We start from the raw sequence: 26461 nt of genomic DNA, 5'->3' as shown, positions 1-26461 counted from the left end.
GGCACATGCTCGTCGACGCGCCACCTCTCGACGTCCTCCTCCCGCGGCACCGCGCCGGCACCCAGGTGCGTCCCACCGCGGACGAGGCCGACCTGACCGCCCTGTACGCGCACCCGGTCCCGTCGCCCGGGGGCCGTCGCGCGGCGCACGTCCGCGCCAACATGATCAGCACGCTCGACGGCGCCGCGACCGGTGCGGACCGACTCTCGGGGTCGATCAACAACGCGGCGGACCATCGCGTGTTCTCGGTGCTGCGTGCGGTCACCGACGTCGTCCTGATCGGCGCCGGCACGGCCCGGGACGAGGGGTACACCGACGTCGCGGTCCCGGCGGGGCTCGTGCCCGGACGCCGCGCGCGCGGCCAGCAGGACCGGCCCGAGCTCGTGGTCGTGAGTGCGACGGGTGCGCTGCCGGACCGGCTCCTCGACGCCGAGCACCCACCCCTCGTGCTGACGACGAGCCGGCGCCCGGACCTGCCCGCGCTTCAGCGCCGCATCGGCTCCGACCGCGTGCTCGTCGCGGGAGACGGCCCGACGGTCGACCTCGCCCGCGGGCTGGGGCTCCTCGCCGATCGTGGGCTGCGCCGGGTGCTGGCCGAGGGCGGCCCGCGTCTCCTCGGGGAGCTCATGCGCCAGCGACTGGTCGACGAGCTCTGCCTGACCTGGAGCCCTCTGGTCGTCGCCGGACCGGCACCACGTGTCATCGCTGCCGCCGACTGGCTCACCCCGGTGGTCACGGCGCGGCCGGTCCATCTGCTCCACGCGGACGGCGTCCTGCTGGGACGCTGGTCGCTCGACCCGTCGGGTGACCCGTCGTCGTGGTCGACCACCTCGCCGCCGGGCTAGGCTCACCGCGTGACCGACACGATCCTCGTCCTCACGGAGGACACCCTCGCCCCCGTCGACATCGAGCACCTGCTCTCGCTCCACGAGGGAGAGACGCTCGCGTACCACGTCCTCGTCCCGGCGGACACCGAGCGGAACCTGCTCCTGTCGCTGATCGACCACCTCAGCCTCGGCGAGCTGCGCGACGCGTGGGCGGACGTGCTCGGTCGGGAGCCGGAGCCCCGTGACGCGCGTGCCGACGCCGAGCAGCAGCTGAGCTCGAGCCTCGAGGCGTTCCGTGCGGCAGGTCGTCAGGCCACCGGTGAGGTGGTCGCTGACGACCCGCTCCCCGCACTTCGCGCCGCGGTGGCCGACAACGACATCCGCGAGATCGCCGTCATCACGTACCCGCATGCGGTCGAGGACACGTTCCACCTGGACTGGGCGTCACGTGCGCGTGACGAGCTCCACGTGCCGGTCCTCCACCTGTACTCGGGCACGAGCTCGCTGGGCTGACCCGACCCGCCGGGCCGATCCGAACCGCCGGGCTGATCGACGCGTCTCGGTCCCTGGTTCGCACGGCACCGCGCCCTGCCGCGGAGAACCGTCGGCAGGGCGCGGTGGTCCGGCCGGGGACGTCAGAGCGCGGTCTCGCTCCGGTCGCCGGTCCACTCGGTGTGGAACGTGCCGTCGCGATCGGTCCGCCGGTAGGTGTGCGCGCCGAAGAAGTCGCGCTGGGCCTGGATCAGCGCCGCCGGGAGCCGCGCGGCGCGCACCCCGTCGTAGTACGCGAGCGACGAGGAGAACGCCGGCGTCGGCACCCCGTTGAGCGCCGCCTGCGAGACCACCCGGCGCCATGACGGCACGCCCGCGGCCACGGCCTCGGTGAAGTACGGGTCGGCCAGCAGGAGTGCGAGGTTCGCGTCGCGCTCGTACGCCTCGGTGATCCGGTTCAGGAACCGCGCCCGGATGATGCAGCCGCCACGCCAGATCCGTGCCATCGCGCCGCGGTCGATCTCCCACCCGAACTCCGCCGACGCCGCGGCGATCTGGTCGAAGCCCTGCGAGTAGGCCACGACCTTCGACGCGTACAGCGCGAGCCGCACGTCCTCGATGAACGCCGCGCGGTCGGTCACGTCGAACATCCCGGCGAGGGCCGGCAGCGCCGCACCCGCCGTGCGCTGCGGGACCGACCCGGACAGCGCTCGCGCGAAGGTCGCCTCGGCGATCCCGGTGATCGGGACCCCCAGGTCCAGGGCGTTCTGCACCGTCCACCGCCCGGTGCCCTTCTGCTCGGCCTGGTCGAGGACCACGTCGACGAACGCCTGGCCGGTGGCGGCGTCGACGTGGGCGAGCACGTCCGCGGTGATCTCGATGAGGAACGACTCGAGGTCCCCGGTGTTCCACTCGGCGAAGATCTCGGCGATCTCCGCCGCCGAGGCGCCGAGCCCCTGCTTGAGGAGGTCGTAGGCCTCGGCGATCAGCTGCATGTCCGCGTACTCGATGCCGTTGTGCACCATCTTGACGAAGTGCCCGGCGCCGTCCGAGCCGATGTACGTGCAGCACGGGACGCCGTCGACCTTGGCCGAGATGTCCTCGAGGATCGGGCCGAGGACCGCGTACGACTCGGGAGAGCCGCCCGGCATGATGCTCGGCCCGTTGAGCGCGCCCTCCTCGCCGCCGGAGACCCCCGACCCGACGAAGTGCAGCCCGTGCGCGCGCAACGCCTCCTCGCGACGGCGCGTGTCGGGGAAGTGCGCGTTGCCGGCGTCGATGACGATGTCGCCCTCGTCGAGCAGCGGGACGAGCTCGTCGATCACGGCGTCGGTCGGACCGCCGGCCTTGACCATGATCACGACCTTGCGGGGGCGTGCGAGCGAGGCCACGAAGTCCGCCATCGACTCCGACGCGATGAACGTCCCCTCGTCCCCGTGGTCCGCGACCAGTGACGCCGTCTTGGCGAAGGACCGGTTGTGCACTGCGACGGTGTACCCGTGCCGTGCGAAGTTCCGCGCCAGGTTCCGTCCCATCACCGCGAGACCCGTCACACCGATCTCGGCCACACCGACCCGACCTGCTGCTGCTTCAGACATTCGCCGCGTGCTCCTTCACCGTCTCACCAGCGGGCCGCAGACGCTGACCCGCGCCGTCGTCGGCCCGAGCGACCACCGCCGCCGACGCGCGGGACGGCGCCGTGCAGGTCGCCGGTCCCGGGAGCCTCAGGGTAGCCGCGAACTCTCCGCAGAGCCCCGGCGTGCCACACCACAAGACGACCGCCACCGAGCCGTAGTCTCCGAGTCGTGATGAGTGCAGGCTCGGGCGAGGTCCCCGCCGCTTTCCTCGAGGCTCTCCGGAGCCTGCGTGCCGTCCGCCTGCGCCCGGAGGTCCGCCTGGCAGAGGTCCCCGGACCGGGCAGGATCGCACCGTTCTCCGCCGCGCTGACCGGTGACGTCTCCGCCGGCCCCGCCACCGAGGACCTCGCCTCCGGGCGCTTCGTCGTCCTGCACGACCCTGCCGGGCAGGAGGCGTGGGAGGGGACGTTCCGCCTGGTCACCTTCGTCCGCGCGACGCTGGAGGCCGAGGTCGGCGCGGACGGCCTCCTCGCCGCGGTGGCGTGGACCTGGTTCTCCGACGCGATCGCCGATGCCGGGATCACCCCGATCGCCGCCGGCGGGACCGTCACGCGCGTGCTCTCGCAGAGCTTCGGCACGTTGGCCGCGCGGCCGGACGAGGTCGAGGTCGAGATCCGCGCGTCGTGGACCGCCGACGGCCCCGACCTCGGCCCGCACCTGCAGGCGTGGAGCACCTTGCTGTGCACCAGCGCGGGACTCCCCCCGCTCCCGGACGGGGTCGTGTCGCTCGGCGCCCGCCACTGACCCCGGCACCCGGCCGGCGTGACCTACTCGTGACCGTCGTTCGCGGATGACCGCTCAAGCGGACCGACGCTCCTGCCGATGACAGAGACAACAGTCGTCGACCTCCAGGAGCTCACGTGTCGATCGAACCGCTGCTGCAGGTCAGGGCCACGTCGGCTCCGGGCAAGCAGCCGGCCTCGAGGCATCTGTGCGTCGTCGTCGGCGAGCTCCACGACGGCGACGGCCAGGCGGTCGTCCGTCGGCTCGGCCGCCGCGACACCCCCCAGGTCGTGCTCCTCGCCCGCCGCGCGAACCGACGTGAGATCGTCTCCTTGCTGTCGAGCGGGCTGCGCGGCGCCGTGGTCAGCGAGATGCGGCCGGTGACCGGCCCGCTCGCCGTCCCGCGTCCGCGGCTCCCCGAGTCCGTGCGGCCGCCGTCCCTCGACCTCACCGCCCGGGAGATCGGTGTCATCCGCCTCGTGTCCGAGGGCCGGAGCAACCGGATGATCGGTGACGAGCTCGGGCTGTCCGCCCTGACCGTCAAGAGCCACCTGGCGCGGATCTCCCGGAAGCTCGGTACCGGTGACAGGGCCGAGCTCGTCGCGATCGCGCTCCGCGCCGGCCTCCTGGGCTGACCACCTCCGGCTCCGCCTCCGTCACGACCACCCTGCCAGCGCTTACGGTGGTCCTCATGCAGGACGACACGACCGCCCAGACCGACCCGGGCCTCGTGCCTGACGACGACGACACCGACGCGGACCAGGTCCGGGAGGTCGTCCCGCTGGTCGAGCCGGCCGACGGCGTCCCGCCGGTGGTCTCGACGCCCGAGGAGCTCGCCCGGGTCGTCGCCGCGTTCGGAGACGCGACCGGCCCCGTCGCGGCCGACGCCGAGCGGGCCTCCGGCTACCGCTACGGCCAGCGCACCTACCTCGTGCAGCTGCGCCGAGAGGGTGCCGGGACCGTGCTGATCGACCCGATCGCGCTCCCGGACCTCTCCGCGCTCTCGGACGCGCTCGTCGGTGTCGAGTGGATCTTCCACGCGGCTTCCCAGGACCTGCCCGGTCTTGCCGAGCAGGGTCTGCGCCCCAGTCGCATCTTCGACACCGAGCTCGGCGCGCGGCTCCTCGGTCTGGAGCGGGTCGGCCTCGCCGCGGTCGTCGCTGAGCTCCTCGGTCTCGGGCTCGCCAAGGAGCACTCCTCGGTCGACTGGTCGACCCGACCGCTGCCCGAGGAGTGGCTCCGGTACGCCGCGCTCGACGTCGAGGTCCTCGTCGAGCTCCGTGCCGTGATCGCCGAGCGCCTTGCGGTCGCTGGCAAGGCCGAGTGGGCCGCCCAGGAGTTCGAGTCCGTACGGCTCGCTCCCCCGCCGCCACCACGCGTGGACCCCTGGCGCCGTGTCTCGGGGCTGCATGCGGTCCGTGACCCCCGGCGGGTGGCCGTCGTCCGGGAGCTCTGGCACACGCGCGACGAGAACGCGCGCAAGCGCGACATCGCCCCGGGCCGGGTGCTGCCGGACCACGCGATCGTCGCTGCGGCGCAGGCCCTGCCACGGTCGGTGCCGGCCCTCACCGACCTGCCGGCCTTCGCCGGGAAGGGCACCCGCCGCCGCGCGGTCCTCTGGCAGCAGGCGATCGACCGCGCACTCGCTCTTCCCGAGACCCAGCTGCCGTCCCTCCGTGGCCCGCGGTCGGACGCCCCGCCGCCGCCCCGGGCCTGGGCGGATCGCGATCCCGCCGCCGCCGCGCGTCTCGCCGCCGCGCGCGCGGTGATCGCCGAGCTGTCCGAGGAGCACCGCGTCCCGGCCGAGAACCTGCTCCAGCCGGACCTCCTGCGCCGACTGTGCTGGACGCCACCGGAACGCTGGGACGAGGAGTCGATCTCCAGAGCGCTGCTCGCCGGTGGCGCCCGACCGTGGCAGGCGGAGCTCGTGGGCGCCGCGCTCGCGTCCGCGGATGTTACTCCCGAGTAACACCTCTTGGCCTGGGCCCTTGCGGCAGGTACCGTCGTCCGGACGCGCCGCTCGTGGCGCCCGGACACCGCCGTCCCGCCAGGAGGTCCCATGCCGCACCAGGCTGCCCGCGCCCGCTCCGTCGTCTTCGTGGAAGGGGTCCGGACCCCGTTCGGCCGGGCGCGTCCCGACGGCTTGTACGCGCACACGCGGGCGGACGACCTCGCGGTCAAGGCCGTCCGCGAGCTGCTGCGCCGTCACCCCGAGCTCCCCGATGACCGGGTCGACGACGTCGCGATCGCCGCGACGACGCAGCGCGGCGACCAGGGGCTCACGCTCGGCCGGACGGTCGCGATCCTCGCCGGCCTGCCGAGCTCGGTCCCCGGCTTCGCGGTGGACCGGATGTGCGCCGGGGGGATGACCGCGGTCACCGCGGTGGCCTCGGCGGTCGCGATGGGCATGCAGGACGTCGTGATCGCCGGTGGCGTCGAGCACATGGGGCACCACCCGATGGGCGCCGACGCCGAGCCGAACCCCCGGTTCCTGGCCGAGCGGCTCGTGGCGTCCGACGCGCTCGTCATGGGCAGCACCGCGGAGAACCTGCACGACCGCTTCCCCGAGCTGACCCGGGAGCGCGCGGACGCGTTCGGGGTCGCGAGCCAGGCCAAGTACGACGCGGCCCTGCGCGACGGCAGGATCACCCCGGACCTCGTGCCCGTCGCGCTCCGGGACCCCGATCGCGGCTGGGGCCTGGCGACCGCCGACGAGCCACCGCGACCCGGGACCACGGTCGAGCAGATCGCCGGCCTTCCGACACCGTTCCGGGCCGGCGGTCGGGTGACCGCCGGTACCGCCGCGCCCCTCACCGACGGCGCGGCCGCGTGCCTGCTGGCTGCCGAGGACGTCGCGGCGGACCTCGGGCTCACCCCGCGCATGCGGCTGGTGTCGTTCGCCTACGCAGGCGTGGACCCGGCGCTCATGGGTCTCGGGCCCATCCCCGCGACCCAGAAGGCGCTCGCGCTCGCGGGACTGACGATCGACGACATCGGACTCGTCGAGATCAACGAGGCGTTCGCGGTGCAGGTGCTCGCGTTCCTCGATGCGTTCGGGCTCGCGGACGACGACCCTCGGGTGAACCGTTACGGCGGGGCGATCGCCGTCGGCCACCCGCTGGCGAGCTCGGGCATCCGTCTGATGACGCAGCTCGCGCGCCAGTTCGCCGAGCATCCGGAGGTCCGCTACGGCCTCACGACGATGTGCGTCGGCCTCGGGCAGGGCGGCACCGTCATCTGGGAGAACCCTCACCACACGGACGACGAGGAGCAGTCATGAGCACGTCCACGCAGGCGCCGTCGGGTGCCGCGCGCCCCGAGCGCGTCGCGCACGCCCACGTCCGTGACGTCCCGCTCGGCCCGGACCTGGGGACGTTGGCCCTGGTGACGGTCGACAACGGCCTCGACCACACCCGTCCGACGACCTTCGGGATCGCGGGGCTCCTGGAGCTGCACACGGTGCTCGTCGAGCAGCAGCGCCGCGCCGCGGCCGGCGAGATCGCCGCGGTCGCCGTCACCGGGAAGCCGTACTACCTCGCGGCCGGCGCCGACCTCACCCTCGTCGGCCAGATCGGGGACGACGGCGCCGCCCGCGCCGTGGCGGAGCGCGGTCACGCGACGTTCCGCCTGCTCGGCGAGATGGGTGTCCCGACCTTCGCGTACGTCAACGGCGCGGCGCTGGGCGGTGGTCTCGAGCTCGCCCTGCACTGCGACTACCGCACCGTGCAGTCCGACGTGCGCGCACTGGCGCTCCCGGAGGCGTACCTCGGGCTCGTCCCGGGCTGGGGCGGGTGCTACCTCCTGCCACGCCTGCTCGGTGTCGCCGGAGCCCTGGACCTGATCCTGACGAAGCCGCTCGCGAACAACCGGATGACCGATGCCGCGAGCGCCCTGTCCGTCGGGCTCGTCGACGCGGTGCTGCATCCGGCGGACTTCCTCGAGCGGTCGATCACGTGGACCGCCGACGTCCTGCGGGGCACGGTCGAGGTCGAGCGTCGCCCGCTCGACCCGCCCGAGCTGTGGGACACGACCTGCACGGCGGCGCGGACGGTCCTCGACGCCCGCCTGCACGGCTCGCGTCCGGCGCCGTACCGCGCCCTCGAGCTCGTGGCTGCCGGCCGTGACCGCGATCGCGACACCGCGTTCGCGGCCGAGGACGACGTCCTGACCGAGCTCATCATGTCCGACGAGCTCCGCGCCGGCCTGTACGCCTTCGACCTCGTGACCCGGACGTCGAAGCGGCCGGTCGGCGCGCCGGACGCCGCCCTGGCGCGCCCGGTGCGCAGCGTCGGCATCGTCGGGGCGGGCCTGATGGCCTCCCAGCTCGCGCTCCTGCTCGCACGGACCCTCGGCGTCCCCGTCACGATGCGCGACCTCGACGACGAGCGTGTCGCAGCGGGGCTTGCGGCGGTCCGGACCGCGGTCGACGCCATGGTGGCGCGGGGTCGGCTCAGCGAACGCGCGGCGAACCGGCTCCTCGGGCAGATCAGCGGGACGACCGTCCTCGCCGACCTCGCCCAGGCCGATCTGGTGATCGAGGCCGTCACCGAGGTGCTCGCCCTGAAGAGGCGTGTGTTCGCCGAGCTCGAGGACGTGGTGTCACCACAGGCCGTCCTGGCGACGAACACGTCGGCGCTCTCCGTCTCGGCGATGGCCGAGGGTCTGCGCCACCCGGAGCGCGTCGTCGGGCTGCACTTCTTCAACCCGGTCGCCCAGATGCCGCTCGTCGAGGTCGTGCGCGCCGAGGCGTCGTCCGACGAGGGGGTGGCCACGGCGTTCGCGGTCGCCAAGGCCGCGGGCAAGACGGCCGTCCTGGTGGCCGACCGGCCCGGCTTCGTGGTGAACCGTCTGCTCCTGCGCATGCTCGCCGAGGTCACCGCGGCCGTCGAGGGCGGCACCCCGGTCGCGACGGCCGATGCGGCACTGCGTCCGCTGGGACTGCCGATGGGACCGTTCGCCCTCATGCAGCTCGTCGGCCTGCCCGTCGCGCTCCACGTGCTGGAGTCGCTGCACGCCGATCTCGGTGACCGGTTCCCGCTGTCACCGGGCCTGCGCACGCTCTCCGAGCAGGGTCGTCGCGTGGTGGCCGAGCGCACGGGTGACGGCGAGCCGCCCGTCGACCCGAGCATCCAGGAGGCGTTCGGCGGCGTCCGCGACGCGGCGCTCGACGGACCTGCGGTGCTCGATGCGGTCCTCACCGGGCTGGCCGAGGAGGTCGGACTGATGCTCGCCGAGGAGGTGGTGGCCGAGCCCCAGCAGATCGACCTGTGCATGGTGCTCGGTGCCGGGTGGCCGCTGCACCTCGGCGGGATCACGCCGTACCTCGACCGCACCGGGTACAGCGAGCGCGTGATCGGTCGCCGACTGCTGGCGCCGGGGGTCGCGAGCGTGCTGCGCTCCTGAGCAGGCAGGCGTGCTGCGCTCCTGAGCAGGCAGGCGTGCTGCGCTCCTGGCGCCGTGTCGCGGGGTCGACGCGGGCTCAGTAGACGGTGAGCCCGCGGTCCCGGAACTGCTCGCGGACGCGCTCGACCTGCTCGGGCGACGGCGGCCGGGTGCCCTCGAGCTGGTACGGCTGGTCGAGGGCCCGCCACTTGTCCCGCCCCATCTGGTGGAACGGGAGGACCTCGACGCGCTCGACGCTGGAGAGCGACGCGACGTAGTCGGCGACCGCGTCGACGTTCGCCGGTGCGTCGGTCAGCCCGGGGACGAGGACGAACCGTGTCCAGATCGGGGTGCCGCGCTCGGCGAGCCGGCGCCCGAACCGGAGCGTCGGTGCGAGCTCGCGGCCGGTGACCTCGCGGTAGGTGTCGGCGAGGCCCGACTTGACGTCGAGGAGCACGAGGTCGATGTCCTCGAGCATCGCGTCGGTGACGCGTGCCCCGAGGTACCCCGAGGTGTCGAGGGCGGTGTGCAGCCCGAGCTTCTTGCAGCGGCGCAGGATCTTCGCGACGAACGCCGACTGCAGCAGGGGCTCGCCGCCGGAGATCGTCACGCCGCCGTGCATGGCCTGGAGGACCCCGGTGTAGCGGCCGATCCGCTCCATGACCTCGTCGACGGTGTGCTGCTCGCCGTCGCGGAGCTTCCACGTGTCGGGGTTGTGGCAGTACTGGCACCGGAGCGGGCAGCCGGAGAGGAACAGCGTCAGCCGGGTTCCCGGGCCGTCGACGGCCGTGACCAGCTCCCACGAGTGGACACGACCGATGTCGCCCGCCCGGGTCGCGGCCAGCTCGGCGGCGTGCTTCTCGGTGGACCCGAGTGCGAGCGGTTCCTTCCGGTCACGACCCGTGGTGACGGGACGCTGCGGTGAACTGATGCTCATGACGCACCTCCTGCTGCTGGCTCACGGACCCGAACGGGCGACCCGATCGAGCGGTGGGGTCAGATCGCCCCGTGGAACGTCCGGGAGAGCACGTCGAGCTGCTGCTCGCGTGTCAGCCGGACGAAGTTGACGGCGTAGCCCGACACCCGGATGGTCAGCTGCGGGTACTTCTCCGGGTGCTCCATCGCGTCCTCCAGCGTGTCACGGTTGAGGACGTTGATGTTGACGTGGAACCCGTCGGAGAGGTTGTAGCCGTCGAGCAGCCCGACGAGGTTCGCCACCTGCTCCTCACGGGTCCGGCCGAGGCCCGAGGGCACGACGGTCGACGTCAGGGAGATGCCGTCCATCGCGTCGGTGTACGGGAGCTTGGCGACCGACAGCGCGCTCGCGAGCATCCCGTGGGTGTCGCGACCGTTCATCGGGTTGGCGCCGGGGGCGAAGGGCTCGCCCTTGCGGCGGCCGTCCGGGGTGTTCCCCGTCGCCTTGCCGTAGACCACGTTCGAGGTGATCGTCAGGACCGACTGCGTGTGGAGCGAGTTCCGGTAGGTCTTCTGCTTGCGGATCTTCTCCATGAACATCGACACGATCTGGATCGCGATGTCGTCGGCGCGGTCGTCGTCGTTGCCGAAGGTGGGGAACTCGCCCTCGGTCACGAAGTCCACGATCAGGCCGGTCTCGTCGCGCACCGGGCGGACGGTCGCGTACTTGATCGCGGACAGCGAGTCCGCCACGACGCTCAGGCCGGCGATGCCGCAGGCCATCGTCCGCAGGATCTCCTTGTCGTGGAGCGCCATCTCGAGGCGCTCGTACGCGTACTTGTCGTGCATGTAGTGCACGCAGTTGAGCGCGTCGACGTAGGTCTCGGCGAGCCAGTCCATCAGGTGGTCGAACTTGCCGAGCACGTCGTCGTAGTCGAGGACGTCGCCCTCGACGACCGGGCTGATCGGCGAGACCTGCTTGCCGCTCACCTCGTCGCGCCCACCGTTGATCGCGTAGAGCAGCGTCTTGGCGAGGTTCACGCGAGCCCCGAAGAACTGCATCTGCTTGCCGACCTCCATGGCCGACACGCAGCAGGCGATCGCGCCGTCGTCGCCGCACGAGGACCGGATCAGCTCGTCCGACTCGTACTGGATGGCCGACGTGTCGATCGAGACCTGGGCGCAGAAGCTCTTGAAGCCCTCCGGGAGCTCGTTGCTCCACAGCACCGTCAGGTTCGGCTCGGGGGCCGGGCCGAGGTTGTACAGCGTGTTGAGCATCCGGAAGGAGCTCTTGGTCACGAGGGACCGGCCGTCGTTGCCCATGCCGCCGATCGACTCGGTCACCCAGGTCGGGTCGCCGGAGAACAGCTCGTCGTACTCGGGGGTCCGCAGGAACCGCACGATGCGGAGCTTGATGACGAAGTCGTCGAACAGCTCCTGAGCGTGGTCCTCGGTCAGCGTGCCCTCGGCGAGGTCGCGCTCGACGTACGCGTCGAGGAACGTCGACGTACGGCCGAGGGACATCGCCGCGCCGTTCTGCTCCTTCACTGCACCGAGGTACGCGAAGTACAGCCACTGGACGGCCTCGCGGGCGTTCGTCGCCGGGCCCGAGATGTCGCAGCCGTACGACGCCGCCATCGCCTTGAGCTCCTGGAGCGCGCGGATCTGCTCCGCGTTCTCCTCGCGGGCCCGGATGACGTCCTCGACGGAGCGCTCCGTGTCGAGCTCGGCGCGCTCGATCTTCTTGCCGGCGATGAGGGCGTCGATCCCGTACAGCGCCACGCGGCGGTAGTCACCGATGATCCGGCCACGCCCGTACGCGTCCGGCAGGCCCGTGATGATGTGCGAGCTGCGCGCGGCGCGGACGTTCGGGGGTACGCGTCGAAGACACCCTGGTTGTGGGTCTTGCGGTACTGCGTGAAGATCTTCTTGACCTGCTCGTCCGGCTCGTAGCCGTAGGTCTTGAGCGAGGTCTCGACCATCCGCCACCCGCCGTTGGGGATCATCGCGCGCTTGAGCGGTGCGTCGGTCTGCAGGCCGACGATCAGCTCGTTCGCCTGGTCGATGTAGCCGGCAGCGTGCGAGGTGATGGTGCCCGGGACGTGCGTGTCGACGTCGTAGATGCCCTTGGCGCGCTCCTCGGGGAACATCGCCGTGAGCTTGGCCCAGATGCCCAGGGTCCGCTCGGTCGCACCGGCCAGGAACGAGCTGTCCCCGGTGTACTCGGTGTAGTTGCGCTGGATGAAGTCGCGGACGTCGATCGCGTCGCACCACGGGCCGGCGACGAAGTTACGCCAGGCCTCGGTGGTGGTCGCGGCGCCGGCCTCGGCGCCATGGGTGGTGGCTGCTGGCACTGTGGTGGTTGACATCGTGTTCTCCTCGGTTCGTCGCCGTTGACATCGACGCTACGAGGCAAGTCATGGGATGTATTGGGACCTAGTACCTGACGGACTGTCAGGAGCGAGCGACGTGCGTCACACCTGCCCCCGTCGGGCTCGCCCGGACGACGCCCGGACCGCACGCCACCGTTTTCCACGGCGGCTGTCCCGCACGAGCGCAGGGCGTCGCGTCATTCTCCCGGCGAGAGAGCCGTCAGCACGTCCCGTGCGACGTCAGCGGGACGCAGCCGCAGAGCGGCGACCACCTGCTCCCTGCTCGCATGCGCGAGGAACTCCCGCGGGACCCCGAACGACTGGACCGCGACCCGGTGCCCCGCCTCGGTGGCCCGCTGCGCCAGGAGCGCACCGATCCCGCCGTCGACGAGCCCGTCCTCGATCGTGACCACGTGATCGTGCTCGCCGACGAGCTTGACGAGCGCCGGCTGGACGGGCAGCACCCAGCGCGGATCGGCCACCGTCGATCCCACACCGTGCTGAGCGAGCAGCGACGCGACCTCGAGAGCGGTCTGGGCCATCGGGCCCACCCCGACGATCAGCACCCGGGGGGCGCGACCTGCGTCCGTGCCCGAGCCCTCCCCCGCAGGCTCACCGTGCCGGGCGAGCACGTCGACACCCTCGAACGTGTCGATCGCCGGGATCGGGTCGCCGAGCGCACCCTTGGGATAGCGGACGACGCTCGGTGCGTCGTCGATGTCGACCGCCTCGCGGAGCGCGGCACGCAGCGTCGCCTCGTCGCGCGGCGCCGCGAGGTGGAGCCCCGGCACGATCCGCAGGAGCGCGAGGTCCCACATCCCGTTGTGGCTCGCGCCGTCGTCCCCGGTGATCCCGGCACGGTCGAGCACGAACGTCACGCCGGCCTTGTGCAGCGCCACGTCCATCAGCACCTGGTCGAACGCCCGGTTGAGGAACGTCGCGTACAGCGCGACCACGGGGTGGAGCCCGGCGAACGCCATCCCCGCCGCCGAGGTCGCCGCGTGCTGCTCGGCGATCCCCACGTCGAAGGTCCGGGTCGGGAACTCCTGCGCGAACGGCGCGAGCCCGACCGGGGCGAGCATCGCCGCGGTGATCGCCACGACGTCAGGACGTCGGTGACCGATCCGGACGATCTCGTCGGCGAAGACGGAGGTCCAGCCGAACCGCGACGGCGCGAGCGGCAGACCGGTCTCCGGGTGGATCTTGCCGACCGCGTGGAAGCGGTCGGCCACGTCCTGCTCGGCAGGCGTGTACCCGCGCCCCTTCTCGGTGATCACGTGCACGATCACCGGTGCACCGAAGGCCTTCGCCCGGACGAGAGCATGCTCGACCGCGGTCTCGTCATGACCGTCGACCGGGCCGACGTACTTGATGCCGAGGTCCTCGAACATGCCCTGCGGCGCGACGACGTCTTTGATGCCCTTCTTGAGGCCGTGCAGCGCGTCGTACGCGAACCGACCGGGCAGACCGGTGCGCTGCAGCGTGTGCTTGCCCCAGGACAGCACCTTCTCGTAGCCGTTGGTCGTGCGCAGCGTGTCGAGGTGGTGCGCCAGACCGCCGATCGTCGGCGCATAGGACCGGCCGTTGTCGTTCACGACGATCACCAGCCGCCGGTCCTGACCCTCGGCGATGTTGTTGAGCGCCTCCCAGGCCATGCCGCCGGTCAGGGCGCCGTCGCCGATCACCGCGACGACGTGCCGGTCGTTGTACCCGCGCAGCACGTTGGCCTTCGCGATGCCGTCGGCCCAGCTCAGCGCCGTCGACGCGTGCGAGTTCTCGACCACGTCGTGGGTCGACTCGGCGCGGCTCGGGTAGCCGGACAGCCCGCCGCGCTTGCGCAGCTCGCTGAAGTCCTGGCGCCCGGTCAGGAGCTTGTGGACGTACGCCTGGTGCCCGGTGTCGAACACGACCGTGTCCCGCGGCGACTGGAAGACCCGGTGCAGCGCGATCGTCAGCTCCACGACACCGAGGTTCGGGCCCAGGTGCCCACCGGTCCGGGATACCGACTCGACCAGGAACTCACGGATCTCTGCCGCGAGGCGCACGACCTCGCGGTGGTCGAGCCGACGGACATCGGCCGGTGTCGTGATGCGATCGAGCAGACCCACGCGCGTGCCTTCCCTCCTACGGCGACGTCGCCGCAGGATGCGGACGCCGGATGGCAGTCTTCCACTGTAGAGCGCGCAGGCGGGGAGTGCGTAGGGCTACCTCATCTCGTCGCCGACCTCACCCCGGCCATGTCCCCCGGCAAACCGATCCGGATATTCGTCTCCGCCTCGACAGCCACAATCCCGCCGTGGGAATCGACGGCGACAGTGAGTGACCCACCCCCCAGGCGCAAGCCGTCGACCCGGACCGCGCCGACCGGTGACGGCGACGGTGGCGACACGTGCAGCGTGCCGTTCGGGACGTCGGGTCGTAGACCGAGCGCGGCGGAGAGGACGGCGACGGCCGCGGTCGCCGACCACGCCTGAGGTCGACAGGCCGCCGGGTACGGGACGAGCATCCCGGACGCACCGCGGTCGGCTCCGGAGTAGAGCTCGGGGAGCCGGTAGTCGAGTGCCGCCCCTGCGGCGAGAAGGCCGGCGGCGAGCTGCGCCGCGATCTCTCCGTGGCCGCTGCGGGAGAGTCCGGCAACAACGATCGCGGTGTCATGTGCCCAGACCGAGCCGCCGTGGTAGCGGAGCGGCCAGTACCCGGCGGACTCGGTCGACATCGTGCGCAGACCGAACCCGGAGTCCATGTCCGGCGACGCGAGGCGCCCAGCCACGAGCCCTTCCTCCTCGGGGTCGAGCAGCCCGGTCCCGAGCAGATGCCCGATATTGCTGGTCACGGTGTCCACCGGACGCTTGTTCGCGTCCAGCGCGATCGCCGGGTAACGGCCGCGCTCGTCGTGGACCCAGAACTGCTGCCGGAATCGCGAGGCAAGGTCGGCTGCCCATCCGCGCCAGCGCTCCGCGCCCGGTCGTCCGAATGCCTCGAGGAGCTCAGCACCGGACATCGCGGCCTCATGCGCGTAGCCCTGGACCTCGCACAGCGCGATCGGTCCGGCTGCGAGGCTGCCGTCACGCCACTGCACCGAGTCGCCGGAATCCTTCCATCCCTGGTTCGCCAAACCCCGACCGCCAAGGTCCGCGTACTCCAGGAAGCCGTCGCCGTCCGCGTCTCCGTGGTCCGTCATCCAGGCGAGTGCCCGCTCCATCGCGGGAAGGAGTGCCTCGACCTCGTGGGCCGGCATTCCCCATCGCCAGGCGTCGTGCAAGAGGCAGACCCACAGTGGGGTGGCATCGACCGTTCCGTAGTAGACCGGCGGAAGTGCGCGCCCACCGTCGCCGAGGTCGACCGACTTGTTCCGCACCTCGTGCAGGATCTTCCCCGGCTCTTCAGCGGTGTCGTGATCGACGACGGCACCTTGGCGGGCCGCGAGCACGCGTAGCGTGCCCGCAGCAAGCTCAGTACCGAGCGGCAGCAGCATGCGCGCTGCCCACAGCGAGTCTCGCCCGAACAGCGTGAAGAACCATGGCGCGCCTGCGGCGAGGAAGGTGTCGTCCGGCGCGAACGCGGCACTCATCCGCAGTCCCGCGAGATCAGCGAGCGCTTGGTCGACGAGCGCCGGGAGCCGGCGATCGTCACTGGTCACGGCAGGGACCGCCCACTCGGGAACCGTGGTCGCCGGTGGTCCGACGAGCCCGCTCGGCACCGACGCGACGACCTCCCAGCCAAGGACCGTCGCGGCACCTGGGGTCACCGTCGCACGCCACACGAGTCGCGGCGCAAGCGGGTCGATCACGTCGACTTCGGCGCCGTGCGCGCGAAGCGCGACGCGGGTCCCCGCGGTGTCTTCCCACACGAGCCCGTGGTCTCCCTCGGCTCGCGCGGGCACGTTGGTGCCCGAACGCCCTTGCTTCACCTGGTCCATGTCAGCGAGGTCGCACGCGACCGCCACCTCGAGCGAAAGGGTTACCGGCTCCCGGGTCGCGCACGTGAGCTCGAGCACTTCGCGCACCGAGCCGGGACGGACCTCACGGATCCGGTGCAGCTGCACTGTCGGATCGGCCCCAGGGCTGTCGACGGTACGGAGAAGAGCGACGACCTCGACCGAGCCGGTTCCAGACGAGCCCGAGGCGATCGCTTCCGGTTCACGTCCGCCGACGCTGACCTCAGCCCGCGACAGGAACCGCACGTCGGCGTGGTAACAACCCTGCGCACCCCTTGCCCGTATCTGTCCGTCGGCTGCAGACCAGGCCTGGGTGGGTGCCATCGTCGCGACGAGCAGGTCGTGCAACATCGGCTGCAGGTGCATCACGGTCTCCTTGGGGCAGAGGTGGGGGGCCGATCACCGCTGGCACTCGGCTCGTCCGACCCGACGTCGTGACCGAACCGTGTCTTCCGGTTGGTACCGGACGCTTGACAGCGGGGTGGTGCGTCGCAACTATAGAACCACCGATTTGATCGATCAAATTTCGCAAACGAGCCGATTTGATCGTTCCATTCTGGAACATCGTCGTTCGAGCTGCTCAGGAGCCGTAGTGGACAACACCCGTCCGACCCTTGAGGTCGTCGCCCGGCGCGCCGGGGTCTCCCGGCAAACCGTGTCGAACGTCCTCAACTCCCCGCACGTGGTGCGTGCGGAGACCCTCGAAAGGGTCCAGGCGGCGATCGTCGAGCTCGGCTATCACCTCAACGGTGCGGCACGCCAGCTCCGCACCCGCCGCTCACAGATCCTTGGCCTGCGACTCCAGCCGGTCGAGGACGGCATCAACGGCGCAGTTCTCGACCGGTTCCTGCACGCGCTGACCGAACGGGCACAGTCGCGGGGCTATCGCATCATGCTGTTCACGGCAGCCGACGACCGCGGTGAGATCACGAGCTACCGCGAGCTCCTCGACTCGGCCGATCTCGACGCCTTTGTCCTGACAGGGACCCACCACGGGGACGAGCGCACACGGTGGCTGACCGAGAATGCCATCCCCTTCGTCACGTTCGGGCGCCCGTGGGTCACCGATGACGAGCCCGACGAGCACTCCTGGGTCGACGTGGACGGTGCTGCCGGTACCCGCGCGGCGGTCGAGCACCTCGTCGCGCAGGGGCACTCCCGTATCGGCTTCATCGGCTGGGAGGCCGGATCGGACGTCGGGGACGACCGTCGTGCCGGCTGGGCCAGGGCGATGCAGGCGGCGGGCCTCGCGGACGACGCTGGTCTCGAGCGACTCTCGTCCGCCGTGAACGACGGGGTTCGCCAGGGCGCGCAGGCCACGGAGCGCCTACTCGCCGACGAGAGCCCGACGGCCGTCGTCTGCGCGAGCGACTCCCTCGCTCTCGGAGCCGTCACCGTCGGCCGCGGGCAGCAGTCACCGCTGGCGGTTGTCGGCTTCGACGACACCCCCGTCGCAGCAGCGATCGGGCTGACCAGCGTCGCGCAACCGCTCAGCGAGGCTGCGGCGCGGGCCTTCGACCTTGTCATGCGTCAGATCGGCGGGGGCGACGGCGACGCTGCGGACTCCCACATCCTCTTGGCGCCTCACCTCGTCGTCCGCCAGTCGACGCATCGCCCAGCCTGACCCACCACTTCTCTGGCTCGGACCCGGCACCGTGCCGGGCTGTCAGTTCGCCCACCACGAAGGAGCACGACATGCACGGCACCACCCGTACTCAGCTGCGATCACGTCGGCGCAAGGCCGCCGTCGGCGCTCTCGGCGCCGTGACGCTGCTGGCCCTCGCCGCGTGCGGTAGCTCGGGCAGCGGCACCTCGCCCAGCGCCGCGTCGTCGACCGGCGCAGCGGCGCCCGGCAAGCCGCTGACCGTCCTCATCGGCTCGAGCGGCGATGCCGAGACCACGTCGGTCACCGATGCGGTCGCCGCCTGGTCCAAGCAGAGCGGCACCCAGGCCACCGTCAAGGTGGCCTCCGACCTGGGCCAGGAGCTCACCCAGGGATTCGCCTCCGGTCAACCCGCCGACGTCTTCTACGTCGGCGCGGACTCGCTGCAGGGCTATGCCTCGAACGGTTCGCTCCTCTCGTACGGTGACCAGCTGCCGAACACCGACGACTTCTACAAGTCCCTTCGTGACCAGTTCACCTACAACGGCAAGCTCGTATGCGCGCCCAAGGACTTCTCCACGCTCGCCTTGGTCATCAACACGGACGACTGGGCCGCCGCCGGGCTCACCGACGCGGACATCCCGACAACCTGGGACCAGCTGTCGTCGGTCGCCAAGAAGCTCACGACGGCCGCGCACGTCGGCCTCGGGATCAGCGGGGAGTACGCCCGCCTGGACGTCTTCATGGCTCAGGCCGGTGGGACGATGGAGTCCGCCGACGGGAAGACGGCGACCGTCGACAGCCCCGAGAACCTCGCAGGTCTGAACTACATCAAGGGTCTCCTCAAGGACAAGACGGCCGCGTTCGCCAAGGACCTGGGCACGGGCTGGGGCGGCGAGGCCTTCGGGACCGGCAAGGCAGCGATGACCATCGAGGGCAACTGGATCACCGGCGCGATGTCGAAGGACTACCCGAACATCAAGTACAAGGTCGTCGAGCTGCCCGCCGGGCCAGCAGGCAAGGCCACCCTCCAGTTCACCAACTGCTGGGGCGTCGCCGCCGACTCGGGCAACAAGACCGGAGCGGTGGACCTCGTGAAGTTCCTGACGAGCAAGGACCAGCAGCTCGCCGCGGCCAAGGCCTTCGGAGTCATGCCGTCGATCAAGTCGGCAGCCGCCGGCTGGAGCGAGCTCTACCCGAACATGTCGGCGTTCATCACGTCCGCTGCCTTCGCCAAGAACGTTGTGAACACCAAGGGCTCGGCCGCAGTGATCACAGACTTCAACTCGCAGCTGGGAAGCTTGGCCACCGCGGATCCGAAGGCGATCCTCGCGTCGGTGCAGAAGAACCTGCAGGCAGCGATCAACGCGGGCTGACGCAGCGTCCACCCGCACCTGTCACAGGTGCGGCGCGCCCACCGCGGGCGCGCCGCACCCGAGGCCAAGAGGAGACCACTGATGGTGGCAACAGAAGCAGTTCCGCGGCGGCGGTCGCATCGATCGGGTACGCACGGCCGCGAGGCCGCCTCCGGCTGGCTCTTCGTCAGCCCGATGCTGCTCCTGCTCGGCCTGTTCCTGGTCGTCCCGGTCGTCATGGCCGCCTGGGTGAGCGTGTCCAACTGGTCCGGCCGCGGGAGCCCGTTCGGTGCAGGCGTGAGCTTCGTCGGGGTCAAGAACTACAACGCATTGCTGGTCGGCGGCGGCCTCGCCACCTCTGACCTGGGTGCCGCGCTTCGCAACAACGTCTACTACGTACTCCTCGTCGTGCCCGTCCAGACCGCGGTCTCGCTGTTCCTCGCGATCGCGGTCAACCGCAAGATCCTGCGCGGCAAGGGCTTCTTCCGAACGGCGTTCTACTTCCCGTCGGTGACGAGCTCGGTCGCGATCACCGTGCTGTGGCTCTTCCTGTTCTCCACGACCGGCGCGATCAACGCGATCCTCGCGAAGATCGGCGTGAACGGCCCGAACTGGTTCAACGACCCACGTGGTCTCATCCACCTCTTGCTGGGAGCACTCGGCGTCGACACCGCTCCGAGCGCCTTGGCGAACCACGGGCTCCTCGGCGTCTCCTGGTGGGAGTGGCTCGCAGGCCCGAGCGTCGCGATGACAGCTCTCATCCTCATGGCGATCTTCACGACCTCCGGCACGCTCATGCTGCTGTTCCTCGCAGCGTTGCAGGCGATCTCCGGTGAGGTCGAAGAGGCCGCGAGCATCGACGGCGCATCCGCGTGGCAGCGGTTCCGCTACGTGACGCTCCCGATGCTGCGCCCGACGGTCTTCACCGTCGTCACCCTCGGCCTGATCGGCTCCTGGCAGGTCTTCGATCAGATCTACACGGGGACCAAGGGCGGCCCCGCCAAGACCACGATGACCCCCGCCTACCTGTCCTACAGCTCCGCGTTCGCCGACTTCCAGTGGGGCCAGGGCGCCGCAATCGCCTTCATCCTCTTCTTCATCATCGTCGCGTTCACCGCCGTGCAGCGTGCCGCACTGCGAGAGCGCGGCCCGAAGCGTCGCCGCACCGTGAGGAGTGCACGATGACCGTCGCGCCCCCGACCGCCTCGACCCGGCCGGTCGTCTCGACACCGGATCACCTCGCTGCGAGCAGGCGCCGACGACGGCGTCGCCTGATCGCCGCCGGGCTGAGCTACGCGCTCCTGATCACGCTCGCGACGCTGTACATCTACCCGTTCCTGGTCCAGGTCGCGACGTCGTTCAAGACCGACGCCGAAGCCACGGCGAACGCCCTCTCGCTGACTCCCCGGACCTGGACGGCGGCCGCGTACCAGAAGCTGTTCCTCAACTCCGACTTCCCGTTGTGGTTCCGCAACTCGGTGATCGTCACCGTGTTCGTCACCCTCGGACGCGTGTTCTTCGACTCTCTCGCGGGCTACTCGCTCTCCCGGCTGCACTGGCGCGGTCGGGGCGTCGTCTACGCAGGCCTGGTCGCCGTGATGGCGGTGCCCGGTGTCGTCCTGCTGATCCCGAAGTTCCTCGTGATCAAGGAGCTCGGCATCTACAACACCTGGGCCGGGATGATCATCCCCCTGCTCGTGGACGCGGCCGGAGTGTTCATCATGAAGAACTTCTTCGAGTCGATCCCCGTCAGCGTCGAAGAGGCCGCCCGCATCGACGGGGCGGGAACCTTCCGCGTGTACTGGTCGATCGTGCTGCCGATGGCACGCCCGGCGCTCATCACGATCGCCATCCTGTCCTTCCAGGGATCGTGGAACGAGCTGTCCCACTTCATCGTCGCGTCCAACGACCCCGGACTCGTCACGCTCACCAAGGGCGTCGCGCAGCTCGCGTCCGGCCAGCTCGGCTCCGGGAACCAGTACCCGCTCAAGCTCGCCGCGGCCGCCATCATGACGGTGCCGGTCGCCGTGCTGTTCTTCGTCTTCCAGCGCCGCATCATGAACACCAGCGCAGGGGCGGAGAAGGGGTGAACGGCGTGGTAGGCGCCCGCCTCGACGACGCAGGTCCCGTACGAGACCCGGCCTAGAATTCGCCCATGCGCTTCCTCCCCGACCACACCGCCACCAGCGACCTCACCTATGGTGACGTCTTCCTCGTCCCGTCGGCGAGCGAGGTCGCCTCGAGGTTCGACGTCGACCTCACGACCGTGGACGGGACCGGGACGACGATCCCGGTGGTCGTGGCGAACATGACCGCCGTCGCCGGTCGTCGGATGGCCGAGACCGTCGCTCGCCGTGGCGGTCTCGCCGTGATCCCGCAAGACATCCCCGTCGAGGTCGTCGCCGACGTCGTGTCCGACGTCAAGGCCAAGCACCCCGTCGTCGAGAGTGCGGTGGTGGTGTCCCCGCACGACACCGTGCACACCGCGCTGACCCTGATCGGCAAACGGTCGCACGGAGCCGCCGTCGTCGTCGTGGACGGCCGCCCGGTGGGAGTCGTCGCCGAGGCGGACTGCGTGGGGGTCGACCGCTTCACCCAGGTCGGCGACGTCATGACCACGAACCCCACGGTCATCACCCTCGACGTCGTCACCGAGGGTGGGCCGCACGGGCTCGAGGCCGCGTTCGAGGCGCTGCACGCGTCGCGGCGGCGCTTCTCCCCCGTCGTCCGCGACGGCGAGCTCGTCGGCGTGCTGACCCAGGTCGGCGCGCTGCGCTCGTCGATCTACGACCCTGCCCTCGACGCACACGGTCGGCTGCGGATCGCGGCCGCCGTCGGGATCAACGGTGACGTCCGGGCGAAGGCCGCGGCGCTGCTCGAGGCCGGGGTGGACGCGTTGATCGTCGACACCGCGCACGGGCACCAGCGCAAGATGTTCGAGGCTCTCGCCGCGGTGCGGTCCCTCGACCCGGACGTCCCGGTCGTCGCGGGGAACGTCGTCACCGCAGCGGGGACGCGTGACCTCATCGAGGCCGGTGCGGACATCGTCAAGGTCGGCGTCGGCCCCGGCGCGATGTGCACCACGCGGATGATGACCGCCGTCGGGCGTCCGCAGTTCTCCGCCGTGCTCGAGTGCGCGACCGAGGCGCGCCGGCTCGGGGCGCACGTCTGGGCCGACGGCGGGGTTCGGCACCCGCGCGACGTCGCGCTGGCCCTCGCCGCGGGCGCCTCTCAGGTGATGGTCGGGTCCTGGTTCGCCGGGACGCACGAGTCCCCCGGCGACCTGCACGACGACGGCTCGGGTCGGCTGTACAAGGAGAGCTTCGGCATGGCGTCCGCCCGGGCGGTCGCCGCACGTAGCAGCGGCGGAACCGCATTCGACCGTGCCCGGAAGGCCCTGTACGAGGAGGGCATCTCCTCGTCGCGGATGTACCTCGACCCGCGCCGGCCCGGGGTCGAGGACCTCATCGACCACATCACCTCCGGGCTGCGGTCCGCGTGCACGTACGTCGGTGCACGCACCCTCGAGGAGTTCACCGATCGGGCCGTCGTCGGCATCCAGTCCGCCGCCGGGTACGAGGAGGGTCGCCCTCTCCCGGAGGGCTGGTGACGGTTCCGGCCGCCCCGTCCGCGGCGTCCGCCCGCGCCCAGCTCGCCGAGCTGTGCGCGCGGGCACCCGCGCACTGGCCGGCGTCGACGGGCGCGCGCGTGCCGGGCGCCGACCCGCGACCGGCGGCGGTGCTCGTCCTCTTCGGGGTGCTCGACGCGACCGCGTCGACGGTCGCTGCTGCCCCGGTGGCACGAGATCTCGACGTGCTGCTGCTGCGTCGGGCGTCGACCCTCACGGACCATGCAGGACAGGTCGCGTTCCCCGGTGGACGGATCGATGCCGTCGACGCCGGGCCCGTCGACGCCGCGCTGCGGGAGGCGGTCGAGGAGACCGGGCTCGACCCGTCCGGCGTCGAGACGCTCGGCACCCTACCGGCGCTCGAGCTGGCCGTGAGCAACCACCTCGTCACCCCGGTACCCGCCTGGTGGCGCCGGCCGACCCCCGTCGTGGCGGTCGACCACGCCGAGACGGTCGACGTCTACCGCGTGCCGGTCGCCGACCTGCTCCACCCGGACAACCGGGGTTCCACCGCCCGCGCCCGAGGCGGACGCCCCTGGCGCGCGCCGGCGTTCGTCGTCGGCGAGCTCGTGGTCTGGGGGTTCACCGCGATCGTCCTGGACCGGATGTTCGACGCCCTGTCCTGGACCCAGCCCTGGGACCGCGACCGGACGATCGACCTCACCCCCTGACACCGGGTCGAGTGGAGCGTTCTGCTAGCGACACGCGGGCGTGTCGCAGCAGAACGCTCCACTCGACCGGTTGGGGGGTGAGGGTCAGGCGGTGACGAGGGAGCGCAGCACGTACTGCAGGATGCCGCCGTTGCGGTAGTAGTCCGCCTCTCCGGGGGTGTCGATGCGGACGACCGCGTCGAACGACACCGACGTCCCGTCGGCCCGGGTCGCCGTGACCGCCACCGTCGAGGGCGTCACGCCGTCGTTCAGGGCTGCCACCCCGGTGATGTCGAACGTCTCGGTGCCGTCGAGCCCGAGGCTCGCCGCGGACTCCCCCGCCGGGAACTGCAACGGGAGCACGCCCATGCCGATGAGGTTCGAGCGGTGGATGCGCTCGAAGCTCTCGGTGATCACGGCCTTGACGCCCAGCAGCGCCGTGCCCTTGGCCGCCCAGTCGCGCGACGACCCGGAGCCGTACTCCTTGCCGCCGAGGATCACCAGCGGGGTACCGGCCGCCGCGTAGTCCTGCGCGGCGTCGTAGATGGTGTCCTGCGCGCCGGTGACGAAGTTGTACGTGAAGCCACCCTCGACGTCGTCCAGCAGCTGGTTGCGCAGCCGGATGTTCGCGAACGTGCCCCGGATCATGACCTCGTGGTTCCCGCGGCGCGAGCCGTAGGAGTTGAAGTCACGACGCTCGACGCCGTGCTCGGCGAGGTAGCGACCGGCGGGGCTGTCGGCCTTGATCGCGCCGGCCGGGCTGATGTGGTCGGTCGTGACGGAGTCGCCGAGCTTGGCCAGCACGCGGGCGCCGGCGATGTCGGTCACCGGGTCGGGCGTCATCGTCATGCCGTCGAAGTACGGCGGCTTGCGGACGTAGGTGGACCCGCCGTCCCAGTCGAACGTGCTCCCCTCCGGAGTCGGGAGCGCACGCCACTGGTCGTCACCGGCGAACACGTCGGCATAGTCCGTGGTGAACATCGCGCGGTTGATGGCACTGTCGATCGTCGACTGGACCTCGTCGGCACTCGGCCAGATGTCCCGCAGGAACACCGGCTGCCCTGCCTCGTCCCGACCCAAGGGCTCGTGCTCGAAGTCGAACTCCATCGTCCCCGCGAGCGCGTACGCGATGACCAGGGGCGGCGACGCGAGGTAGTTCATCTTGATGTCGGGGTTGATGCGCCCCTCGAAGTTCCGGTTGCCGGACAGCACCGACACGACCGCGAGGTCGTTCGCGTTGACCGCGGCCGAGACCTCGTCGGCGAGCGGCCCCGAGTTCCCGATGCACGTGGTGCAGCCGTAGCCGACCAGGTGGAAGCCGAGCTTCTCGAGGTACGGCCACAGCTGGGCCTTCTCGTAGTAGTCGGTCACGACCTTCGAGCCCGGCGCCATCGAGGTCTTGACCCAGGGCTTGGCCGTGAGGCCCTTCTCGACGGCCTTCTTGGCGAGGAGCCCGGCGGCGAGCATCACCGACGGGTTGGACGTGTTGGTGCACGACGTGATCGAGGCGATCGCCACAGCGCCGTGGAACAGCTCGTAGCTGTCGCCGGAGGGTGGGGTCACGGTCACCGTGCGTCGGTGCGTCGTCGACACCGCCGGGGAGTCCGACGCCGGGAACGACTCCTGCTCCGCCTCGTCGACGCCGTTGCGGACCTCCGGGGCGTAGGTCGGCAGGTCGCGCTGGAACGCCGACTTGGCGTTGGTCAGCTCGATGCGGTCCTGCGGGCGCTTGGGCCCGGCGATCGACGGCACGACGCTCGAGAGGTCGAGCTCGAGGTACTCGGAGAAGACCGGCTCGGTGTACCCGGGGTCCGTCGGGTCGAGCCACATGCCCTGCTCCTTGGCGTACGCCTCGACCAGGGCGACCTGCTCATCACTGCGTCCCGTGAGGCGCAGGTAGTCGAGCGTGACGGCGTCGATCGGGAAGATCGCCGCGGTGGACCCGAACTCCGGGCTCATGTTGCCGATCGTGGCGCGGTTGGCGAGCGGCACGGCCGCGACGCCGTCGCCGTAGAACTCGACGAACTTGCCGACCACCCCGTGCTGGCGGAGCTGCTGCGTGATCGTGAGGACGACGTCGGTCGCGGTGACGCCGGCCGGGATCTGACCGGTGAGCCGGAAGCCCACCACGCGCGGGATAAGCATCGACACGGGCTGCCCCAGCATGGCGGCCTCAGCCTCGATGCCGCCGACGCCCCAGCCGAGGACGCCGAGGCCGTTGACCATCGTCGTGTGCGAGTCGGTGCCGACGCACGTGTCGGGGTAGGCCCGCAGCACGGTCGCGCCGTCGACCGTCACCTCGCGGGTCATCACGCCGCGCGCCAGGTACTCGATGTTGACCTGGTGGACGATCCCGGTGCCCGGGGGCACGACCTTGAAGTCGTCGAACGCCGTCTGCCCCCAGCGCAGGAACTGGTAGCGCTCGCGGTTGCGCTCGTACTCGAGCTCGACGTTCCGTCGGAACGCGTCGGCGCGTCCGGCGACGTCGATCTGCACCGAGTGGTCGATCACGAGCTCGGCGGGTGCGAGGGGGTTGATCCGGGACGGGTCGCCGCCGAGGTCGACGACGGCCTCGCGCATCGTGGCGAGGTCGACGACGCACGGGACTCCCGTGAAGTCCTGCATAATGACGCGGGCCGGCGTGAACTGGATCTCGGTGTCCGGCTGCGCGTCCGGGTCCCACCCGGCGATCGCGCGCACGTGGTCCGCGGTCGTGTTGGCGCCGTCCTCGGTGCGCAGCAGATTCTCCGCGAGGACCTTCAGGCTGTACGGGAGACGCTCGGTCCCCGGGACGGCCGAGAGGCGGTAGATCTCGTACGCGGTCTCTCCGACCTGGAGGGTCCCCTTCGACCCGAACGTGTCGACGCTGCTCACTGCTGGCTCCTTCGGCTGGCGCTTCACCCGACGCACGCAGGGCCGTCGGGCCGGGTGACGAGGCCG

General features: G+C 71.1%; 19 protein-coding genes and 1 pseudogene. 13 read left to right on the top strand and 7 right to left on the bottom strand.

Annotated elements, in window-relative coordinates:
- Positions 1 to 5: 5 nt before the first annotated feature.
- Both LJB74_RS17785 and LJB74_RS17780 read left to right on the top strand, forming a co-directional pair.
- Positions 6 to 845: a dihydrofolate reductase family protein gene (locus LJB74_RS17785; RefSeq protein ID WP_259309784.1), complete on the top strand. Its 840-nt coding sequence runs from the start codon at positions 6 to 8 to the stop codon at positions 843 to 845.
- Between the two features lie 9 nt (positions 846 to 854).
- Positions 855 to 1340: a hypothetical protein gene (locus LJB74_RS17780; protein WP_259309783.1), complete on the top strand. Its 486-nt coding sequence runs from the start codon at positions 855 to 857 to the stop codon at positions 1338 to 1340.
- A 122-nt stretch (positions 1341 to 1462) separates the two neighbouring features.
- Here the strand turns inward: LJB74_RS17780 and gndA are convergent, their stop codons facing one another.
- Positions 1463 to 2917, bottom strand: a complete 1455-nt coding sequence (gene gndA / locus LJB74_RS17775) for an NADP-dependent phosphogluconate dehydrogenase (RefSeq protein WP_259309782.1) — start codon at positions 2915 to 2917, stop codon at positions 1463 to 1465.
- Between the two features lie 210 nt (positions 2918 to 3127).
- Between gndA and LJB74_RS17770 the strand changes: the two genes are divergently transcribed.
- From LJB74_RS17770 to LJB74_RS17750, 5 genes are all read left to right on the top strand, one after another.
- Complete coding sequence (locus tag LJB74_RS17770) at positions 3128 to 3700, top strand: DUF3000 domain-containing protein (protein ID WP_259309781.1); 573 nt, start codon at positions 3128 to 3130, stop codon at positions 3698 to 3700.
- Between the two features lie 116 nt (positions 3701 to 3816).
- Positions 3817 to 4314: a LuxR C-terminal-related transcriptional regulator gene (locus LJB74_RS17765; RefSeq protein ID WP_259309780.1), complete on the top strand. Its 498-nt coding sequence runs from the start codon at positions 3817 to 3819 to the stop codon at positions 4312 to 4314.
- Between the two features lie 56 nt (positions 4315 to 4370).
- Positions 4371 to 5648: a ribonuclease D gene (locus tag LJB74_RS17760; protein ID WP_259309779.1), complete on the top strand. Its 1278-nt coding sequence runs from the start codon at positions 4371 to 4373 to the stop codon at positions 5646 to 5648.
- A 90-nt stretch (positions 5649 to 5738) separates the two neighbouring features.
- The gene (locus LJB74_RS17755; RefSeq protein WP_259309778.1) at positions 5739 to 6959 is read left to right on the top strand and encodes a thiolase family protein; all 1221 of its coding nucleotides are present in this window, start codon (positions 5739 to 5741) and stop codon (positions 6957 to 6959) included.
- A complete protein-coding gene (locus LJB74_RS17750) occupies positions 6956 to 9082 on the top strand; it encodes a 3-hydroxyacyl-CoA dehydrogenase NAD-binding domain-containing protein (protein WP_259309777.1) in 2127 nt (708 codons plus the stop codon). Before LJB74_RS17755 ends, LJB74_RS17750 begins: the two co-directional genes overlap by 4 nt.
- 76 nt (positions 9083 to 9158) lie before the next feature.
- Here the strand turns inward: LJB74_RS17750 and pflA are convergent, their stop codons facing one another.
- From pflA to LJB74_RS17725, 5 genes and pseudogenes are all read right to left on the bottom strand, one after another.
- A complete protein-coding gene (gene pflA / locus LJB74_RS17745) occupies positions 9159 to 9998 on the bottom strand; it encodes a pyruvate formate-lyase-activating protein (RefSeq protein WP_259309776.1) in 840 nt (279 codons plus the stop codon).
- A 59-nt stretch (positions 9999 to 10057) separates the two neighbouring features.
- Entirely contained in the window at positions 10058 to 10393 is a 336-nt protein-coding gene (locus tag LJB74_RS17740; RefSeq protein ID WP_259310405.1) for a glycine radical domain-containing protein, read from the bottom strand.
- A gap of 150 nt (positions 10394 to 10543) precedes the next feature.
- Positions 10544 to 12345 (bottom strand): annotated as a pseudogene (locus LJB74_RS17735) (pyruvate formate lyase family protein); the annotation flags it as partial.
- Between the two features lie 200 nt (positions 12346 to 12545).
- A complete protein-coding gene (gene dxs, locus LJB74_RS17730) occupies positions 12546 to 14456 on the bottom strand; it encodes a 1-deoxy-D-xylulose-5-phosphate synthase (RefSeq protein WP_259309775.1) in 1911 nt (636 codons plus the stop codon).
- Positions 14457 to 14557: 101 nt separating this feature from the next.
- Positions 14558 to 16651, bottom strand: a complete 2094-nt coding sequence (locus LJB74_RS17725; protein WP_259309774.1) for a glycogen debranching N-terminal domain-containing protein — start codon at positions 16649 to 16651, stop codon at positions 14558 to 14560.
- Positions 16652 to 16877: 226 nt separating this feature from the next.
- Here LJB74_RS17725 and LJB74_RS17720 point away from each other — a divergent pair, with 226 nt between their 5' ends.
- The 6 genes from LJB74_RS17720 (at position 16878) to LJB74_RS17695 (ending at position 23542) form a co-directional block, all read left to right on the top strand.
- Positions 16878 to 17909, top strand: coding sequence for a LacI family DNA-binding transcriptional regulator (locus LJB74_RS17720; protein ID WP_259309773.1), 1032 nt, complete (start codon positions 16878 to 16880; stop codon positions 17907 to 17909).
- A 71-nt stretch (positions 17910 to 17980) separates the two neighbouring features.
- On the top strand, positions 17981 to 19264 hold the full coding sequence (locus LJB74_RS17715) for an extracellular solute-binding protein (protein ID WP_259309772.1): 1284 nt from the start codon (positions 17981 to 17983) through the stop codon (positions 19262 to 19264).
- An 81-nt stretch (positions 19265 to 19345) separates the two neighbouring features.
- Complete coding sequence (locus tag LJB74_RS17710) at positions 19346 to 20428, top strand: carbohydrate ABC transporter permease (RefSeq protein ID WP_259309771.1); 1083 nt, start codon at positions 19346 to 19348, stop codon at positions 20426 to 20428.
- Positions 20425 to 21333 (top strand): carbohydrate ABC transporter permease, encoded by a 909-nt coding sequence (locus LJB74_RS17705; RefSeq protein ID WP_259309770.1) that lies wholly within the window; start codon positions 20425 to 20427, stop codon positions 21331 to 21333. The genes LJB74_RS17710 and LJB74_RS17705 overlap by 4 nt, the downstream gene beginning before the upstream one ends.
- Positions 21334 to 21398: 65 nt before the next feature.
- A complete protein-coding gene (locus LJB74_RS17700) occupies positions 21399 to 22853 on the top strand; it encodes a GuaB1 family IMP dehydrogenase-related protein (protein WP_259309769.1) in 1455 nt (484 codons plus the stop codon).
- Complete coding sequence (locus LJB74_RS17695) at positions 22850 to 23542, top strand: NUDIX hydrolase (protein WP_396125193.1); 693 nt, start codon at positions 22850 to 22852, stop codon at positions 23540 to 23542. Before LJB74_RS17700 ends, LJB74_RS17695 begins: the two co-directional genes overlap by 4 nt.
- 84 nt (positions 23543 to 23626) lie before the next feature.
- On the opposite strand, the gene acnA is transcribed toward LJB74_RS17695, so the two are convergent.
- On the bottom strand, positions 23627 to 26395 hold the full coding sequence (gene acnA / locus LJB74_RS17690) for an aconitate hydratase AcnA (RefSeq protein WP_259309768.1): 2769 nt from the start codon (positions 26393 to 26395) through the stop codon (positions 23627 to 23629).
- Positions 26396 to 26461: the final 66 nt, after the last annotated feature.

Origin of the sequence: Cellulomonas sp. P24 (assembly GCF_024704385.1) — a bacterium.
Lineage (GTDB): Bacteria > Actinomycetota > Actinomycetes > Actinomycetales > Cellulomonadaceae > JAJDFX01.
Note: the sequence above shows the minus strand (reverse complement) of the source record. Positions and strands in the feature narration are given on the sequence as shown.

Coding starts and splice junctions, on each gene's coding strand:
- LJB74_RS17785 (WP_259309784.1), top strand. CDS start 6: ATGCTCGTCGACGCGCCACCTCTCGACGTCCTCCTCCCGCGGCACCGC.
- gndA (WP_259309782.1), bottom strand. CDS start 2,917: ATGTCTGAAGCAGCAGCAGGTCGGGTCGGTGTGGCCGAGATCGGTGTG.
- LJB74_RS17770 (WP_259309781.1), top strand. CDS start 3,128: ATGAGTGCAGGCTCGGGCGAGGTCCCCGCCGCTTTCCTCGAGGCTCTC.
- LJB74_RS17760 (WP_259309779.1), top strand. CDS start 4,371: ATGCAGGACGACACGACCGCCCAGACCGACCCGGGCCTCGTGCCTGAC.
- LJB74_RS17755 (WP_259309778.1), top strand. CDS start 5,739: ATGCCGCACCAGGCTGCCCGCGCCCGCTCCGTCGTCTTCGTGGAAGGG.
- LJB74_RS17750 (WP_259309777.1), top strand. CDS start 6,956: ATGAGCACGTCCACGCAGGCGCCGTCGGGTGCCGCGCGCCCCGAGCGC.
- pflA (WP_259309776.1), bottom strand. CDS start 9,998: ATGAGCATCAGTTCACCGCAGCGTCCCGTCACCACGGGTCGTGACCGG.
- LJB74_RS17740 (WP_259310405.1), bottom strand. CDS start 10,393: ATGCTCGCGAGCGCGCTGTCGGTCGCCAAGCTCCCGTACACCGACGCG.
- LJB74_RS17725 (WP_259309774.1), bottom strand. CDS start 16,651: ATGCACCTGCAGCCGATGTTGCACGACCTGCTCGTCGCGACGATGGCA.
- LJB74_RS17715 (WP_259309772.1), top strand. CDS start 17,981: ATGCACGGCACCACCCGTACTCAGCTGCGATCACGTCGGCGCAAGGCC.
- LJB74_RS17710 (WP_259309771.1), top strand. CDS start 19,346: ATGGTGGCAACAGAAGCAGTTCCGCGGCGGCGGTCGCATCGATCGGGT.
- LJB74_RS17705 (WP_259309770.1), top strand. CDS start 20,425: ATGACCGTCGCGCCCCCGACCGCCTCGACCCGGCCGGTCGTCTCGACA.
- LJB74_RS17700 (WP_259309769.1), top strand. CDS start 21,399: ATGCGCTTCCTCCCCGACCACACCGCCACCAGCGACCTCACCTATGGT.